Annotated in this window: 13 protein-coding genes; 2 read left to right on the forward strand and 11 right to left on the reverse strand. The window is 66.4% G+C overall.

What is annotated here, in order from left to right:
- Positions 1-72 precede the first annotated feature (72 nt).
- On the reverse strand, positions 73-3,204 hold the full coding sequence (locus jaqu_RS11735; RefSeq protein WP_043919146.1) for an ATP-binding protein: 3,132 nt from the start codon (positions 3,202-3,204) through the stop codon (positions 73-75).
- Positions 3,205-3,918: 714 nt separating this feature from the next.
- Here jaqu_RS11735 and hemN point away from each other — a divergent pair.
- A complete protein-coding gene (gene hemN, locus jaqu_RS11740) occupies positions 3,919-5,253 on the forward strand; it encodes an oxygen-independent coproporphyrinogen III oxidase (protein ID WP_043919147.1) in 1,335 nt (444 codons plus the stop codon).
- Between the two features lie 66 nt (positions 5,254-5,319).
- Here the strand turns inward: hemN and ccoS are convergent, their stop codons facing one another.
- From ccoS to fnrL, 9 genes are all read right to left on the reverse strand, one after another.
- Positions 5,320-5,472, reverse strand: coding sequence for a cbb3-type cytochrome oxidase assembly protein CcoS (gene ccoS / locus jaqu_RS11745; RefSeq protein ID WP_043919148.1), 153 nt, complete (start codon positions 5,470-5,472; stop codon positions 5,320-5,322).
- Positions 5,469-7,583: a heavy metal translocating P-type ATPase gene (locus jaqu_RS11750; protein ID WP_043919149.1), complete on the reverse strand. Its 2,115-nt coding sequence runs from the start codon at positions 7,581-7,583 to the stop codon at positions 5,469-5,471. The genes ccoS and jaqu_RS11750 overlap by 4 nt, the downstream gene beginning before the upstream one ends.
- Entirely contained in the window at positions 7,580-8,056 is a 477-nt protein-coding gene (locus tag jaqu_RS11755; RefSeq protein WP_043919150.1) for a FixH family protein, read from the reverse strand. Before jaqu_RS11755 ends, jaqu_RS11750 begins: the two co-directional genes overlap by 4 nt.
- Positions 8,031-9,608, reverse strand: coding sequence for a cytochrome c oxidase accessory protein CcoG (ccoG, locus tag jaqu_RS11760; RefSeq protein WP_043919151.1), 1,578 nt, complete (start codon positions 9,606-9,608; stop codon positions 8,031-8,033). Before ccoG ends, jaqu_RS11755 begins: the two co-directional genes overlap by 26 nt.
- A gap of 126 nt (positions 9,609-9,734) precedes the next feature.
- Positions 9,735-10,631: a cytochrome-c oxidase, cbb3-type subunit III gene (gene ccoP, locus jaqu_RS11765; protein ID WP_043919152.1), complete on the reverse strand. Its 897-nt coding sequence runs from the start codon at positions 10,629-10,631 to the stop codon at positions 9,735-9,737.
- Positions 10,624-10,866, reverse strand: a complete 243-nt coding sequence (locus jaqu_RS11770; RefSeq protein WP_084629768.1) for a cbb3-type cytochrome c oxidase subunit 3 — start codon at positions 10,864-10,866, stop codon at positions 10,624-10,626. The genes ccoP and jaqu_RS11770 overlap by 8 nt, the downstream gene beginning before the upstream one ends.
- Positions 10,867-10,876: 10 nt before the next feature.
- The gene (ccoO, locus tag jaqu_RS11775; RefSeq protein ID WP_084629771.1) at positions 10,877-11,710 is read right to left on the reverse strand and encodes a cytochrome-c oxidase, cbb3-type subunit II; all 834 of its coding nucleotides are present in this window, start codon (positions 11,708-11,710) and stop codon (positions 10,877-10,879) included.
- A 5-nt stretch (positions 11,711-11,715) separates the two neighbouring features.
- The gene (gene ccoN / locus jaqu_RS11780; protein ID WP_043919153.1) at positions 11,716-13,326 is read right to left on the reverse strand and encodes a cytochrome-c oxidase, cbb3-type subunit I; all 1,611 of its coding nucleotides are present in this window, start codon (positions 13,324-13,326) and stop codon (positions 11,716-11,718) included.
- 65 nt (positions 13,327-13,391) lie between these two features.
- On the reverse strand, positions 13,392-14,120 hold the full coding sequence (gene fnrL, locus jaqu_RS11785; protein WP_043919195.1) for a transcriptional regulator FnrL: 729 nt from the start codon (positions 14,118-14,120) through the stop codon (positions 13,392-13,394).
- A 269-nt stretch (positions 14,121-14,389) separates the two neighbouring features.
- Here fnrL and jaqu_RS11790 point away from each other — a divergent pair, with 269 nt between their 5' ends.
- Positions 14,390-15,085, forward strand: coding sequence for a hypothetical protein (locus jaqu_RS11790; protein ID WP_043919154.1), 696 nt, complete (start codon positions 14,390-14,392; stop codon positions 15,083-15,085).
- Here jaqu_RS11790 and gltX read toward each other — a convergent pair.
- A complete protein-coding gene (gene gltX / locus jaqu_RS11795) occupies positions 15,051-16,373 on the reverse strand; it encodes a glutamate--tRNA ligase (protein WP_043919155.1) in 1,323 nt (440 codons plus the stop codon). The genes jaqu_RS11790 and gltX overlap by 35 nt on opposite strands.
- Between the last annotated feature and the right edge of the window lie 214 nt (positions 16,374-16,587).

Genomic DNA, 16,587 nt, shown 5'->3' on the forward strand with positions numbered 1-16,587 from the left:
GGCGGGCGCGGTGTCTTAGCCGCTCGCAGGTGCGCCAGAAGAGGCCGATGCCGGGAGTTCCGATCCCTGCGCTTACCGACTGCTCGCGACGTCGCTGTCCCGATGACGCAGGTCCAGCCGTGCAAGATCTTCGCGCGCCAGACGCTCGAAGCGATTTGCCCCCTGTCGCTTCGCAATTTGCACCGCACTCTCCAGCAAATCCGCGACGACGGATCGCGGCGCATCGCTGGCCGTAAGGCATGCGGCACGTACGCGCTTGGCCTCTGCGGAAAGATACGTATGGCGCAGCCGGCCGATCTGTTCGTCGCAATGCTCCGTCAGTTCGAGTGCCTCGGACACGCGTCCTGCCTGCAGAAGGAGTTCGATCCGCAACAACGTCGCTCTGGGCATCCAGAGCGGGTACTGCGTATCGGCCCCCTGAGCCTTCGCCATCCGTTCCAGGCCGGGGTCGAGATCCCCGTTTCGGGCGGTGAGCCAGGCATCCCACAGGTCCGCGTAGAGTGGCGCGACCTCGCCCTGATCGACCAGACTGCGCAATTCACCCAGAAGATCCGGGATCCGGTCGTGATCCCCCATCTCGAATCGCGCGATGCAAATATGCACGAGAACCTGAAAGGAGGTCGCGGGGTTGTCCAACTCCCGTGCCCGACCGAGAGCACGCCTCTGACGGTCGTCCACGAGATCGGGCCGGTCTCGCAGGGCCAGCAGAATCGCCTCCTGAGCCAATGACGAGGCGAGCGCGTCGAAGGCATGCCCGGGCAGGATCGGATCGAATCTCTTCGGGTCATAGCCCACGAGGACCTGAGTGAAGTGCTGTTCGGCCGCGTCCAACTCTCCTTCCAGAAGAGCGATGTAGCCAAGTATGCGTTCCGGCATCCTGGAGGCGTTGCTCACGCTCGACTTCTCTGTCGCGTTCTTCATCTGAAGCGCGGTCGAGCGCGCGGTGGTCAGATCGGCGCGGACGAGGGCGGACATGCACCGGCTCCACAGGAGTTGGAGCGCCGCCTCACCGGGTTCCGTCGTCTGGAAGAGGGTCGCCATCCGGGCGAGATTGTCTTCTGTGTCCGCCGAGGCGAAACCCGTGGTGGCGACAAGCGGCATGTTCAGCCGGACGCGCAGCGCCGCCTCGCGCTGATCGCGCGACGGCGAGGCGGGCAATCGCTCGGCGATGCTCAGGGCCTTCTGGAAGTAGGTGATCGCAGACGAAAGTGCTGCCTGCGCGATGCTCTTCTCCGCCGCCTCTTCCCAGTATTCCAGGCCGGATGCGAGTTCGCCGGCCTCGGTCAAGTGATGCGCGACGGTCTCCGGCTGTGCGCGGACGAGATCCGGGAAGCGGTCGATCATCGCATGGGCGACCCGACGGTGCAGGTCGGTTCGTCGCGACCGCAACATCGACATGAAGGCCGTCTCGCGCAGCAGAGCATGACGGAACATGTAGACGCCTCGCGACCGACGCTCGACGAGACGCGCCTCGATCAACTCTTCCAATCCGGCCGCGACGTCGTCCCGTTCGATATCGGCACAGGCCGCCAGCAAGTCGGCCTTGAAGCGTGGCCCGATCAGCGCGGCAACTTGTGCAACGGACTTTCCCGCGCGCAGGCGGTCGAGCCGCGCCATGAGCGTGTCCTGCAACGTGATCGGAACAGAGGACAGGTCCGCATTCGGCGCATCGAGCGTGGCGCGGGTCAGTTCTTCGGTGAAGAAGGGCACGCCGCCCGACCGTTCGGCGATCCTTTCGCGGATTTCGGGGGCAAGCCGTTCCGCCCCCGGATGCGCGCCGATCAGCGACATCGTATCGGCCGTGGCAAGGGGGGACAGGGTGAGGCGCGGCGCATGTGCCGGATCCGGCAGCCGCCGCGCATCCGGTCGAGCGCTTGCGACCAGCAGAAGGGGCAGGTCACCAAGCATTTCCATCAAGCGATCGAGCACATCCAGCGTCGCCGCATCGGCCCATTGCAGATCTTCGACCAGAAGGAGGCGGGGCCTGTCCGGCTCAGGGGACAGCAATGCGATCACCGCATCGACCAGCGCGTCGCGGCGCACGATCGGATCTGTCTCTTGTGGCGTTGAAGACTGAACACCCAGCAATCCCAACAGGTAAGGGCGGGTCTCATCATTCACGCCGGGCAGCTTGCCAACCGCTTCGGCGGGGTCGGTCATTCCTTGCGACTGCAGGACCTTTTCAAGCCAACCCGTCACCGGATGCAGAGCGGCGCCATGACGGTAGGGCGAGCAATGAAGCGAGACAACCTCACCCTCTCGCTTGGCCTGACGCTTGATCTCGGCAAGCAGGCGCGATTTTCCGATGCCAGCCTCACCCTGCACGATGACAACCTGTCCGGTGCCGGCCATACTGTGTCGCCACCGCTCGACAAGGTCGTCATATTCTGCCTGACGTCCCAGCAGGTCGACGGGGGGGCCCGGTTCATCGCCTGTCGCGGCGGATTGTCCGCTGAGGCGGGTCACGCCCCAGATTGCCATCTCCTCTGCGAACCCCTTCAAGTGAACCTGCCCGAGAGAGCGGAGGTCGACCGCGTCACGGAGCAACCGGCGCGTGGCGTCCGACACGACAATCGTTCCGGGTTGCGCGAAGTTCTGGAGCCGTGCCGCCAGCGAAAGGGTCGCGCCGGTCGCGATTTCGTCCACCGCGACAAGGCCGGGCCGGGCTTCTTCAACGACGGTCAGACCGCTGGCGATTCCGATCCTGACTTCGACGGGGCCTTTCCCGCCTTTCATTGCCCGCGTCCGCTCGACGATGCTGAGAGCGGCGCGAACTGCGCGGAGTGCGGCATCCTCCATCGCGCGCGGAAAGCCGAAATGGGCCATGATCCCGTCGCCGAGACGATGGGCGACATACCCGTTCTCTTCTTCGATCGACTGGATGCAGGTGTCCCGATAGCTCCGCAGATGCTGCCGCAGGTCTTCCGGATCGAGACGCGACGCGAGTTCGGTCGACCCGACCATGTCGCAGAACAGGACGGTGAGGTTTCGGCGTTCGCCGACGACCGGAACGGATTGCGGCATCCCGCTTTGCGCCGCTTTCAACAGCCGCCTGCGGGGGCCGAGCGGGATCCCGAGACCGCTGAGATCGTCGTCCGACAGGATGGCAAAGTCCTCGGGCTCGATCTTCTCGCGGGCGAGGACGTCGAAATACTCGGTCAGCCGCAAAGCCTCGAGGAATGTCGCCAGCCGACCTCCGGACATCGGCGTCTCCCTGGATGACGGCCCGGGCATCGGGCATTCCGCCCGGTCAACGGGCGCGCTTGCGATAGCGCTTCGGTTTGCGCTTTGCCAGAGGCAGTCAGCGGCGTCCGGGACGGGGTCAGCAAGTCGCGGTCAACACGCGAAGTCGACATCCGGCAATCCAGAGGGTGTCCGGAGCGGGGTGTGTAGCCCGAATTGTTGCCGGACCGCGAACGAAGTGTCGCCGATAATCGCGGAAGGTCAGGTTTTCCCTACTCGCGTTCTGTGTCACCCTGACCCAACGTCAGGACATCCTCCGTGTGTGGTTGCGGAGGAAGTAACGAGTAGGGGGGCAGGGTCATGGGAATGGGGCCGCGGGCAACGAGTTCCGTATGGGTCACGAGTACCTCGAATACGCGATTCTCCGTCTCGTGACCCTGGCCGGTAACGCTCCGGCTCAGTCACCCCTTTCCGCCGGGTATCGGATGGATGCTGGCCGCTGAGGCCCAGCGGCCAGCTCAAGAAACACCCGCGTCGAAACCAGCTTTCTTTGATACACGACGCGACGCACGCGCGTCGGTCGAAAGATTCCCGACGCATGCTTTGAGCTTCGCGTCAGCAACGTGGATGGCGCCTCTCCCGCGCTGGACGACCGCGCAGGATCTTTTCGATGGACCACCGCTATCCTGATGCAAATCAGGGTTCTGCTTCATCGGCTCCTGCTACGCGTTCGACATGAGCAGCAGTGCCCCAGCCAGTCTCGCCCAAGCGCGTGTGCCGCGTTACACCTCGTACCCTCCGGCGACGGCGTTCACGCCAGCCGTCGGCGCCGCCCAGATGGCGGAATGGCTGGGGGCGCTCTCTGCGGATGAACCGGTCTCGCTCTACGCCCATGTGCCGTTTTGCCGGAGGCTATGCTGGTTCTGCGCCTGCCGCACGCAGGGCACATCCACGGACGTTCCGCTCGCACCCTATGCAGAGGATTTGCTGCGGGAGATCGACCTCGTGTCGGCGCTGGTCCCATCGGGGACGCGCGCGGGACAGATCCACCTCGGGGGCGGAACGCCCACGATCCTGCCTCCCGCGCTTCTTGCCCGGCTTCTCGACGCGCTTCGAACCGCCTTCCCGTTGGCCGACGATGCCGAGATCGCGGTCGAGATCGATCCGACGGTCCTCGACGATGAACGCCTGGACGCCTTGGCCGCGGCCGGGCTGAACCGTGGCAGCATCGGCGTCCAGGATTTCGACGAGAAGGTCCAATTCTCAATCGGACGACGCCAGAGCGTGGCCGATACCCGCTTCGCGACCGATGGTTTGCGCCGGCGGGGAATCGAGACGATCAACTTCGATCTGCTCTACGGCCTGCCCCATCAGACGCCGGCAAGTCTGAGGAAGACGCTCGACCACGTCCTCGAGTTGGAGCCGACCCGGCTGGCGCTTTATGGCTACGCCCATGTGCCCTGGGCTTCGAGACGCCAGGTCGCGATTCCGGAGGAGGCTCTTCCCGATCCGACGTTGCGGCTGGAACTCTTCGACATCGCACGTGAGCGGCTGGAGAGGGCGGGCTTCGTTCAGGTCGGGATAGATCACTTCGCCCATGTCGACGATCCGATGCGGATCGCGGCGACCGAAGGGCGCCTGCGCCGCAACTTTCAGGGCTACACGACGGATGGCCATGCGGCACTGATCGGCCTGGGCGCATCTTCGATTTCGCGCCTGCCACAAGGATACGCACAAAACGCGCCGGCAACGGCGGCCTGGGCCGAACGTGTTCGGTCCGGCGGGCTTGCAACGGCGCGAGGCCACGCATTCAGCGGGGATGACAGGGATCGCGGCGAGGCGATCGAACGCCTGCTCTGCGATTTCGCGCTCTACCCGGACCGGTGTTCAAATCCCGCGGCGGCGCGGATGCTGGCGCTCGAACTTCTACGGGAGTGGCCGTGGGCCCTGCGCCCGGCCGAGAACGGGGCGGTGGCCATCATGCCCGAGGGGCGGCCCTATGCCCGCCTGATCGCTGCGACGCTGGACGGATATGCGCGCGAAAGCGGCCGGCACAGCCTCGCCGTCTGACCGTATTCCCAAATAATCGATCACGGCCCGCCCGGCGACCCAGCAGCCGGGCGGAGCGTCCGCGTTCTAGGCGTCGCTCTCGTCGTCTTCGAGCAGGATCCGCGCGGCGTCGCCCTCCAGATCCTCGTATTGCCCGGCCCGAAGCGTCCAGAGGCAGGCGACAAGGCCCAGAGCGCCCAATGCGATCGAGACCGGGATGAGGAGGACGAGCACGTTCATGTCCGAACCTTTCTCAGCGCATTGAGAACCACCGTCAAGGAAGAGGTCGACATCGCGATCGCGGCGATCAGAGGGGTCGCCAAACCAGCAAGTGCGACGGGAACGGCAACCAGATTGTAGGCGATGGCCAATCCGAAGTTCTGCCGCACACGGACATCCGCCCCTCTGGCCTCGGCCAACAGACGGGGCAGGGTGCCCAGATCCCTCGCCAGCAGCACCACGTCCGAGGCGGAGCGCGCCGCATCGAGCGCGCTGGCCGGGGACACAGACGCATCCGCTGCCGTCAACGCGCCTGCATCGTTCAGGCCGTCCCCGAGCATCAGGACCTTGCGGCCTGCGCGCTGGTGCTCTTGGACGAGCCCGAGCTTCTGCTCCGGTGTCAGGCCGGCATGAACGGTCGTGATCCCTGCGCTTCGGGCCACCCGGTCCGCTCGCTCCACCGTATCACCTGTCACCATCTCGGTGGGCAGGCCCAGATCGGCGAGATCGCGCGCCAGCGTCTCTGCGCCGCCGCGCAAGGTTTCCGTTGCCGCGAGGTCAGCATGTCCGTCGGGCCATGTCAGCCGAGGCCCGTCGGGTCCGCGTGCAAGCGAAACGGGCTGCCCGTTCCATTCTGCGAAGACGCCCTGACCGGGAACCTCGCGAATGTCCGTCAGGCGTGCCGGTGCCACGCCGTCGAGCGCGGCGGCGACTGCGCGCGCCACCGGGTGGTCCGAGGCGGCGGAAAGCGCCGCGCCGATGGCGGCCGCGTCGTCCGGCAGGTCCGGCCGCGGAACGCATCCGGTTGTCAGGGTGCCGGTCTTGTCGATCAGCACAATGTCAATCTGCGCAAGGCGTTCGAGCGCGGTCGGCGAGGTGAGCAGGACGCCTCGTCGGAACAGCCGGCCCGACACGGCGGCACCCACGGCGGGCGCGGCCAAAGCGAGGGCGCAGGGGCAGGTGATGATCAGGACGGCCGTCGCGACGCCGATGGCGAACGGGATGCTGCCCGATGCCCACCACCATCCGGCAAAGGCGGCGGCGGCGAGGATATGGACGACCGGCGCATAGAGCGCCGCGACCCGGTCGGCCCGCGCGGCATAGCGATGACGGGCACCTTCGGCCGTCTCGACAAGGGACATAAGGCGACGAAGCGTTGAGTCCTCGGCCCGGGCGGTGGCACGCAGCACGAGCGGGCGGCCCACCACGATCTCTCCGGCGCAGATCCGGGCCCCCGCCGGAACAAGGGTGGTTTCGGCCTCGCCGGTCAGCGCGGACCGATCCATCTCGGCCGCGCTTTCCGACGTGCCGTCGACCGGAACGCGCGCGCCGGGTGCGAGTGCGATCCGCATCCCCGGCATCAGATCGGCGACGGCCATCTCCCGGCGGTCTTCGCCCTCGAGGACGGTGGCGCGCGGGATCTCCAGCGCGGCGAGTTCGGCGGCGGCCGAACGCGCGGCCAGCCGGGCGCGATGATCGAGCCAGCGTCCGATCAGCAGAAAGAAGGTGAGCGAAATCGCGGCCTCGAACCAGGCATGGCCTCCTCCGGCCGCGATTTCCCACAGCGACACACCGGCAGCCAGGGTGATCGCAAGGGCAATCGGGACGTCCATGTTCATCCGGCCCGCCCGCAAGGCGCCGATGGCGCTGCGCAGGAACGGTGCCGCAGAATAGGCGAGCGCGGGCAGCGTGATGGCGGCCGATACCCATTCGAGCAGGGCACGGGTGTGATCCGCGGCCCCGGACCAGACGGCGACGGACAGGATCATCACGTTCATCATGGCAAAGCCCGCGACGGCGGCCCGGGTCAGCAATGCGCGCCCCTCCGCATCGGCCTGCGTGGCGGCCAGCGCGCCTGCATCGAGCTCATGCGCCTCGTACCCGGCGTCACCCAAGGCGGCCACGAGCGGCGCGGCGCCCGCCCTGCTCGTGACCACGCGTACCTGCTTTCGGGAGAGATTGACCCGCGCATCGCGTACGATGGCGAGGTCGTTCAACGCGCGCTCGACACCCGCGATGCATCCCGCGCAGCGGATCGCGGGCAAGGAGAGATGCACCACGTGCCCGTCGACCGCCGCGCCGGCGTCAGGCTCTGGCAGCGGAACCGTGCAGGCGGGGCACGCAGCAGTCATGCAGGAACCTCGACCACGAGGCGATGGCGGAAGGCGGTTCCGTCTGGCGCGGTCGCTTCGAGCCGCAGCATCCAGCGACCGGGCGTGAGATCGGTGTCCGCCACCCAGACCCCGCCATCGCGACGCAATTCCGGCGTCTGGTCGTCGGCGGCATGGGTTGCACGGCCCAGAAGGAGCGTCGGCCTCTGCATCGGCGCCACTTCGTCCCCATCCGCGACGGTCACGACCAGACGGCCATGGCGCACCTCTGCCTCGACGGTCCAGCCGAGCGCATCCTGAGCCGCCTTCTCGCGGTCGAAGGCTTGCGAGGCCACGTAGCTGTTCTGGACCTCGAGGCCGGGGAAAGTGGAGACGGCGCTGAAGGCCATCGTCAGGTTCACGCCTATGATGATCGCGAACCCACCCACGAACATGGCCAGCACATGCCAGCCGCGTAGGGTCCCGGGCTCAGCCCGCTGCGCCGGATCGTTCATCGAAACTCTCCCGTCCGTTGAAGATGGTGTCGGTGAAGGCACGCTCGCCATTGACCAGATCCTCGACCCAGAACCGGAACTCGGTCCGATCCTGCGAGGCGGCTTCATCCTGGGGACGCGCACTGACATAGACGCGCTGAAGCTCGGTCGCGTTTGGCGGAACGGTCACCGTCAGGTCGCTCTCGCCTTCCAGCTCGATCCGAAGGGTCGAGTCGGCGGTCAGGGCGAGGTGAAACTCTCGCGCCTCGCCATGCTTGTTGCGCAGGCGGACGTCGTAGGTATTGCGGATGGTGCCATCCGAAAGCGTGACGAATGTCGGGTTGCGGACCTTGGCGACGGTCATGTCGATCTCTGGCCGGATGAACAGGGCAACCACCAGAGCCACACCGATCCCGGCCCAGGCGACGGTGTAGAGGATGGTGCGCAGCCGGAAGACGTGTTGCCACAGCGGCTTCGGGCGCCAGTCCAACTCGGTCACGTCGACCGCCTTGCCGGGCTCGATGGGAGGCTCGTCGTCGAGGGCCAGATAGTCGATCAGCCCGCGTGGTCGGCCTAGGCGTGCCATGACGTCGTCGCAGGCGTCGATGCAGAGCGCGCAGGTGATGCATTCCATCTGCTGGCCTTCGCGGATGTCGATCCCCATCGGACAGACCGCGACGCAGGCGTTGCAATCGACACAATCGCCGAGTGTTTCTCCGGTTCGAGAAAGGCGGGGGGCCGCAATTTCGCGCTCCAGTGCGGCGCCGTAGCGGGGTTGCGCTTCACCCCCGCCGATCGCCTCGGCCGCGACCTGCGTGCGTTTGGGCGATCCCTTGCCCCGCGGTTCTCCGCGCCAGTGGCGGTAGCCCACGGTCAAGGTGCCGGGATCGACCATCGCCCCCTGGATGCGGGGCCAGGGGCACATGTAGATGCAGACCTGCTCGCGCATGAAGCCGCCCAGAACGAAGGTCGTGCCCGTCAGGATGGCGATGGTCATGTAAGCGACCGGCGCGGCCTGCCCGGTAACCAGGTCGCGGGCCAGGGTCGGCGCGTCGGCGAAATAGAAGACCCAGGCGCCCCCGGTCGCCACCGCGATCAGCAGCCAGGTGACCCACTTGCTGACCCGTAGCCGCACCTTCCGCGCGCTCCAAGGGGCGTCGTGCAGGCGGATGCGGGCATTGCGGTCGCCCTCGATCCAGCGTTCGACCGCCATGAAGAGGTCGGTCCAGACGGTCTGGGGACAGGCATAGCCGCACCAGACCCGGCCAAGTGCCGAGGTGAACAGGAAGAGGCCCAGCCCCGCCATGATGAGAAGGCCGGCGATGAAATAGAATTCGTGGGGCCAGATCTCGATCCAGAAGAAATAGAACCGGCGGTTCGCCAGATCGACCAGCACGGCCTGATCGGGCAGGTTGGGGCCTCGGTCCCAGCGGATCCACGGGGTCAGGTAGTAGATCCCCAGGGTGAAGATCATCAGGCCCCATTTTAGGTTGCGAAACCGCCCGGACACGCGGCGCGGGAAAATCGGAACGCGCGCCGCAAAGAGGGCCGGAGATTCGGATTGGTCGCTCATGGGACCTCGGTCGCACGGGAATGGGCCCGAAGGCCCTGATTCAAATCAGCCGGGCGATCCGACAGGACGGATTGCCCGGCCTCAGCCGCCGCCCCGGGCCCTTGCAGAGCCGGGCGGCGGTCGCCGTCAGTTGGTCGGAGCGGCCTCCACACCGCCGCCGAGGCTGTGGACGTAGGCCGAGACCGCGCGGACATCGGCTTCGCGCAGGCGTTCACCCCAGGGGGGCATCACACCGAAGCGCGAGTAGCGGATCGTATGCTCGATCTCTTCCTCGCTGCCGCCGTAGAGCCAGATGGCATCCGTCAGGTTCGGCGCGCCGAGGTCGGTCATGCCCATCCCTTCGATCCCGTGGCAGGAGGAGCAGTTGTCCTGGAACAACTCGTCTCCGGCCGCGGCCAGTGCCGCGTCATGGCTCAGGCCGCCGAGCGCGCGGACATGGTTGATGAGCGCGTCGATCTCTTCCTCGACAAGGATATCGCCGAAAGCCGGCATTTCGGACCAGCGCGCTTCGGGGTCTGCCTCGTTGCGGATGCCATGGCGGACGGTGTGTGCGATCTCCTCCAGGGTGCCGCCCCAGAGCCAATCGTCGTCCAGAAGGTTCGGGTAGCCCGCCGCCTGTACGCCTGCAGCGCCCGCACCATGGCACTGGGAACAGTTGTTGGCGAAGACCGATGCCCCGGCTCGCTGGGCGAAGGCCTGAAGCTCCGGATCGTCGGGCAGGTCGGCCAGCTCCATGCTGGCGAGCGTCCCCATCTGGTCCCTCCGGGCTTCGTCCACCGCTGCGATGTCTGCGGCGACCTGTCCGCGGGTCGAGAACCCCAGCACCCCCTCGGTGGCGCCGGTGACCAGTGGCCAGGCCGGGAACAGGATCACGTAGATCACGCCCCAGACGCAGGTTGCGTAGAAGGTCCAGAGCCACCAGCGGGGCAGGGGCGTATTCAGCTCCTCGATCCCGTCCCAGACATGGCCGGTCGTTTCGGTGCCGGTGACGTCGTCGACCCGCTTATCGGAATTGTCAGCCATTGGTGCCTCCGGCCTTGATGAAGTCACGGGCCTGCCCGCAAGAGCAGCCGTCGCAGGCATTTCCGCACCCGGGTCCGTCGGGCTGGATTTCGCGGAAGGGAACCTGCGCCGCATCATCGTGAATGGGGCGCGATCCGGGCCGCCAGGCCCAGGCGATCACGAAGAGAAAGACGCAGAACAGGGCCAGGAGGACCCAGCTGTCCGCGATTTCTCGCAAGAGGGAATACGTGTCCATTGCGACGTCCTCAGCGGCTCTCGTCGGCGACGAAGGTCGAGAAATCGACCAGCGTGCCGAGCATCTGCAGGTAGGCGATGAGCGCATCCATCTCGGTCACCGCATTCGGGTTGCCGTCGAAGTCGCGCGTCTGCGCGCCCGGGTAGCGTTCGATGACCGCATCCCAATCCCCGTTCGGATCGGCCTGCGCGATGAAGTCGGCGCGGGCATTGACGATCATCTCGTCGGTGTAGGGCACGCCGGTGATCCGATGGGTCGCCATCAACTCGCCGATATATTCTCCGGTCAGGCGCGTGTCGTCGAGGAAAGCATATTTCGGCATGATGCTCTCTGGGACGACGCTCTGCGGGTCGCGCAGGTGGTCGACATGCCAATCGTCCGAGTAGCGCCCCCCCACGCGGGCGAGGTCTGGCCCCGTCCGCTTGGATCCCCACTGGAAGGGGCGGTCATACATCGACTCGGCCGCCAGCGAATAATGTCCGTAGCGCTCCACCTCGTCGCGCATCGGACGGATCATCTGGCTGTGGCAGACGTAGCAGCCTTCGCGCACGTAGATCTCGCGTCCGGCCAGTTCCAGCGGAGAGTAGGGGCGCATGCCCTCCACATCCTCGATGGTGTTCTCCAGCCAGAAGAGGGGTGCGATCTCGACGGCGCCGCCGACGGTGACGACCAGGAAGCTGGCGGCCAGCAGGAGCGTCGCATTGCGCTCCAGTCGCTGGTGGAACGTGATCGTCTGCGTCTCGGGCGGCAATTCGTTTGGCACGCCCTCCTCGCTGGCGGTGGTCACCTTGGGATCGGCCTTCGGATCGTAGGCGGGATCGCGGGGGTCCTTTGGATCGGTCATTCTACTCACTCCGCGGGGGTGGCGACGGTGACGGGGCGGGCCTCGGGGGCCCGGATCGTCATCCACATGTTCCAGACCATCAGCAGGGCGCCGCTCAGGTACAGCACGCCTCCGAGGCCACGAACGAGGTACATCGGGAACTTGGCGGCGACGGTGTCGGCGAAGCTGTTCACCAGGAAGCCGTCGGCATCCACCTCACGCCACATCAAGCCTTCCATGATGCCGGTGACCCACATCGAGGCGGCGTAGAGCACGATCCCCACGGTCGCGAGCCAGAAGTGCACGTTGATGGCGCTGACGGAGTACATCGCCTTCCGGCCCCAAAGCTTGGGCGTCAGGAAGTAGAGGCAAGCGAAGGTGATCAGCCCGTTCCAGCCGAGCGCACCCGAATGCACGTGTCCGATGGTCCAGTCGGTGTAATGGCTCAGCGAGTTCACCGCCCGGATCGACATCATCGGCCCCTCGAAGGTCGACATGCCGTAGAAGGCGAGACTGGCCACGAACATGCGGATGATCGGATCGGTGCGGATCTTGTCCCATGCGCCTTCCAGCGTCATCAGGCCGTTGATCATGCCGCCCCAGCTGGGCATCCAGAGGATGATCGAGAACACCATGCCCAGCGTCGAGGCCCAGTCGGGCAGCGCGGTGTAGTGCAGGTGGTGCGGGCCCGCCCAGATGTACAGGAAGATCAGCGCCCAGAAGTGGATGATCGACAGCTTGTAGCTGTAGACGGGACGCCCGGCCTGCTTTGGAATGAAGTAGTACATCATCCCCAGGAAGCCGGCGGTCAGGAAGAAGCCCACAGCGTTGTGGCCGTACCACCATTGTGTCATCGCGTCCTGGACGCCCGCGAAGAGGCCGACCGAACGGCTGCCCCAGATGCTGACCGGGATCGCGAGGTTGTTGACCACGTGCAGCATTGCGACGGTGACGATGAAGGCCAGGAAGAACCAGTTGGCAACGTAGATGTGCCGCTCTTTGCGGTTCAGGATCGTGCCCATGAAGACGGCCAGATAGGCGACCCACACGATGGTCAGCCAAAGGTCCACGTACCATTCCGGCTCGGCGTATTCCTTGGACTGGGTCGCGCCCAGCAGGTAGCCCGTGGCGGCCAGCACGATGAAGAGGTTGTAGCCCCAGAACACGAACCAAGGCAGGTTGCCGCCCCAGAGCCGCGCGCCGCAGGTCCGCTGGACGACGTAGAAGCTGGTTGCCAGCAGCGCGTTGCCTCCGAAGGCGAAGATCACCGCGCTAGTATGCAGCGGGCGAAGGCGACCGAAATTCGAGAAGGGCTGCCCCCATTCGAAATTCAGCGCCGGGAAGGCGAGCTGGAACGCGATGTAGGTCCCCAGAAGGAAGCCGACGACGCCCCAGAAGGCCGTGGCGATCACGCCGTAGCGGATCGGTCCGTCCATATACCCCGTCTCGGCAACCGGCGCGTCGTAGGGCACACCCTCGATCCGCGTTCGGCCGATCTGCCAGAAGAACAATCCCGCCGCGACTGCCATCAGCAGAAGGGCGTGTACCATGTAAGCGGGGTCGCGAGCGTAATTCGCGGCGAGCGCGAAGAAGAAGGCCAGGAGGGCCAGCCCGCTCAGCTTTATCGTGTCGGCCATTTCAGGGCTCCAGGTCGAGGTCGTCCGCCTCGCCAATGGCCCCGGGTCCCGGCCGATGCCTTGATCTAGGTCAGGATGGCGCCGTCTCCGTCCTCTCCCGCGGCGTCAAAGAGGGCTGCCAGATCGTCGCAGGTGAGACCCCTCTTGCCGGTCAGGCCGATGATCCCGTCCTTGCGAAGCGCCGTGAGCTGCCGGCTGACCGTCTCGTTCGTCAGGCCCAGATAGTCGGCCATCGCCTCCCGCGTCAGCGGCAGTTCGATCGACTTCGGTCCCGGCCCCGGAGACGCGCGTCGAACGATGATCAGCAGGAGAGATGCGACCTTCTCGCGCGCCGTCTTGCGACCGAGCAACAGCATCCATTCCCGCGCCGCGTCCAACTCGTCCAGCGACATCTGCAGAAGCCGGCTCGCGAGATGCGGCGTCGAGGCCAACAGATCCTCGAACTCCATCCGGCGGAACTGGCAGAGCGTCACGTCCGTCGCGGCCGTGATCTCGTACGCCGCGGTCGAATGCCCCGGCCGGCCGATGAAGTCGGATGGCATCAGAAGTCCAACCATCTGGCGTCGCCCGTCTTCCAGAGAGCGTGATAGGGTCGCACAGCCCGAGACGACCGAGGCCGCGAAGGGCAGGGCGTCGCCTTCCAGGGCGATGGTCGCCCCGGCACGGTGAACCTTGTACGACTTTATTGCTTCGAGGCGGGCCAATTCGTCCGGCTCGCAGGTTGCGCAGACCGCCCGATGCCGGATCGGGCAAGCACTGCATTTCTCGCGATAGAGCTGTAGGTCGGTCGCCATGACAGAGACCATGACAGAACCTTTCCTTTGCGCCAAGACGCGACGCGGCAGGATGGCAGCGGGGCGCTGCGCCGAATGGGCGCAGCACCTCGGTCCCGACGGCGCGCCGACGTCAGGTGCCTGGCCTCTGTCAATCGCCGTACGGAGGGCGGTACAGAATTTTACCAAGAGGTCAGGAAATCCGTACTCGCCGGTTCCCTCGGTTTGACGCAGGGTAAAGACATCCGCCGGGTGTTCGGCGGTCTGTAACGAGTATGGGGGGCAGGGTCATGACGATGGGACGCAGCGGTGACGAGTTTTTTGTTTCCGAGTATCCGGAGCGCTGCAACGCCCATCTCGTGACCCTGGCCACGTTCGGTGAGATCGCTCATGGCTCGACCCGACAGTTCGATCCAGAAGGCCAGGTGCCCCGCCGGATGTTGGCCGGCCTGCGCCTTTGTGTCTCGCCCCGGCCGACCGTGCTTCCACCCGACAGCGCCGAGTTTCCCGATTGTCGGGCCGGGCGCATCCGGTTCTTGGGTTGCGGTGGCTGGGCGGATCGCAGGCTGACCGCCTCGCGGATCCGCGCAGGCGGTCGCGTCCTGGTACGCTTTGCCCTGATGGAGAACGACCTGCGGCACGTGCTCAACCGGCGGGCGCCGATCGCACGCCGCGCCTTGGCCTCCCTGGCGTCCGGCGGCCGGATCGTGTCCGCCGTCTGGATCCCGATGGAGCAGAGCGTCGCGACGATGCTTTGCGCGCGCGTGTCACGGGGCCCCCTCGACCAGGTGACGGCCGCGGGCGCCTCCCTCGACGTGCCACTGGGGGCCGGCAGCCCGTCATCCCTGCGACTGTCGCCGGGCACGACCTTCGCCTACGAACTGTCCCGCGTCGCGGAGTGGAATGGGAACCGGGTTGCAGCCTTGCGTCCCGATCGGATGGCGACCTTGGTCACCCCTTCGGTCGTGCCTGCATCAGCGGCATGAGATCGCCCATATCCGGGCCGCGCTCGCGGCCAGTGAGGGCTTGGCGCAACGGCATGAAGAGGGCTTTCCCCTTGCGGCCGGTGGCGGCTTTCACTTCTGCCGTCCAACTCGACCAGGCATCGGGGCCGTAGGGCGGCTCTGGCAGCATCGAGAGAGCCTGCGCCACGAAGTCCCGGTCCTCGTCCGCGACCAGTGGCGTCGCCCCGTCCCGCAGCGTGACCCACCACGGAGCGATGTCGGCGCGGGTCGCGACATTCTCGCGGATGACCGCCCAGAACGGCGCGCGCATGTCCTCGGGGATACCGGCCTCGTCCAGTTCGGCCATGACCGCGTCGACCGGCGCGCGCTGCATCACCTCCGCGGTCAACGGGGTCAGATCACGCTCGTCGAACTTGGTCGGGGCGGCTCCGAACTGAGCCAGGTCGAAAGCCTCGGCCAGCTCTTGCGGCGTATCGCGCAGCTCGATGGGATGGGTCGAGCCGAGGCGGGCCATCAGAGACAGAAGCGCCATCGGCTCGATGCCTTGTGCTCGCAGATCCCGAAGCGACAACGTCCCCAGACGTTTGGACAGCGCCTCTCCCTGCGGACCGGTCAGCAGGGAATGGTGGGCGAAACGCGGGTGCTCGTGGCCGAGCGCGGCCATGATCTGGATCTGCGTCGCGGTGTTGGTGACGTGATCGCTGCCGCGCACGACATGGGTAATCCCCATCTGGACGTCGTCCACAACGCTCGCCAGCGTATAGAGAAATTGCCCATCCGCCCGGATCAACACAGGGTCCGACACGCTGGCCGCGTCGATGGAAAGCGGCCCGAGGATCGCGTCGGGCCACTCGATCCGGTTCTGGTCGAGCTTGAAGCGCCAGACGCCGGCACCCCGTTCGGATCGAAGTCTGGCCCTTTCGTCGTCGGAGAGGGCGAGGGCGGCGCGGTCGTAGACCGGGGGCTTGCCCATGTTGAGCTGCTTCTTGCGCTTGAGGTCCAGCTCGGTCGGGGTCTCCCACGCCTCGTAGAGACGACCCTTGGCGCGCAGATCGTCGGCAGCCGCCACGTAGCGGTCAAGACGCCTGGATTGACGTTCCTCCCGATCCCAGTCGAGGCCAAGCCATTCCAGGTCCTCGCGAATTCCATCCGCGAATTCCTCGCGGCTCCGCTCCGGATCGGTATCGTCGAGGCGCAGGACGAAGGTCCCGCCGTCCTTGCGGGCGATCATCCAGTTCATCAGCGCGGTGCGCAGGTTGCCCACATGCAGGTAGCCGGTGGGCGAGGGGGCGAAGCGGGTGACGGTCATGGAACGGCTCCTTCCGGGCGGCGGATGTGGCAGGGGCAGGGAAGCTTGTCCAGCCTGTCCGGAGCCGCGAAATCGGTGTGCACCCCCTGTGCACCCCCTGTGCACCCCCCGTCTGCACATCCGGCGTACGGAGCCTGGGCCGTCCGGGCGGGCAAGGCTCTGCCGGCAGGCAGGTCGCGGCGTGCGGCGTGCGGCGGGCGGGATCGGGTCGGAC

This window comes from Jannaschia aquimarina (assembly GCF_000877395.1).
Taxonomy (GTDB): domain Bacteria; phylum Pseudomonadota; class Alphaproteobacteria; order Rhodobacterales; family Rhodobacteraceae; genus Jannaschia; species Jannaschia aquimarina.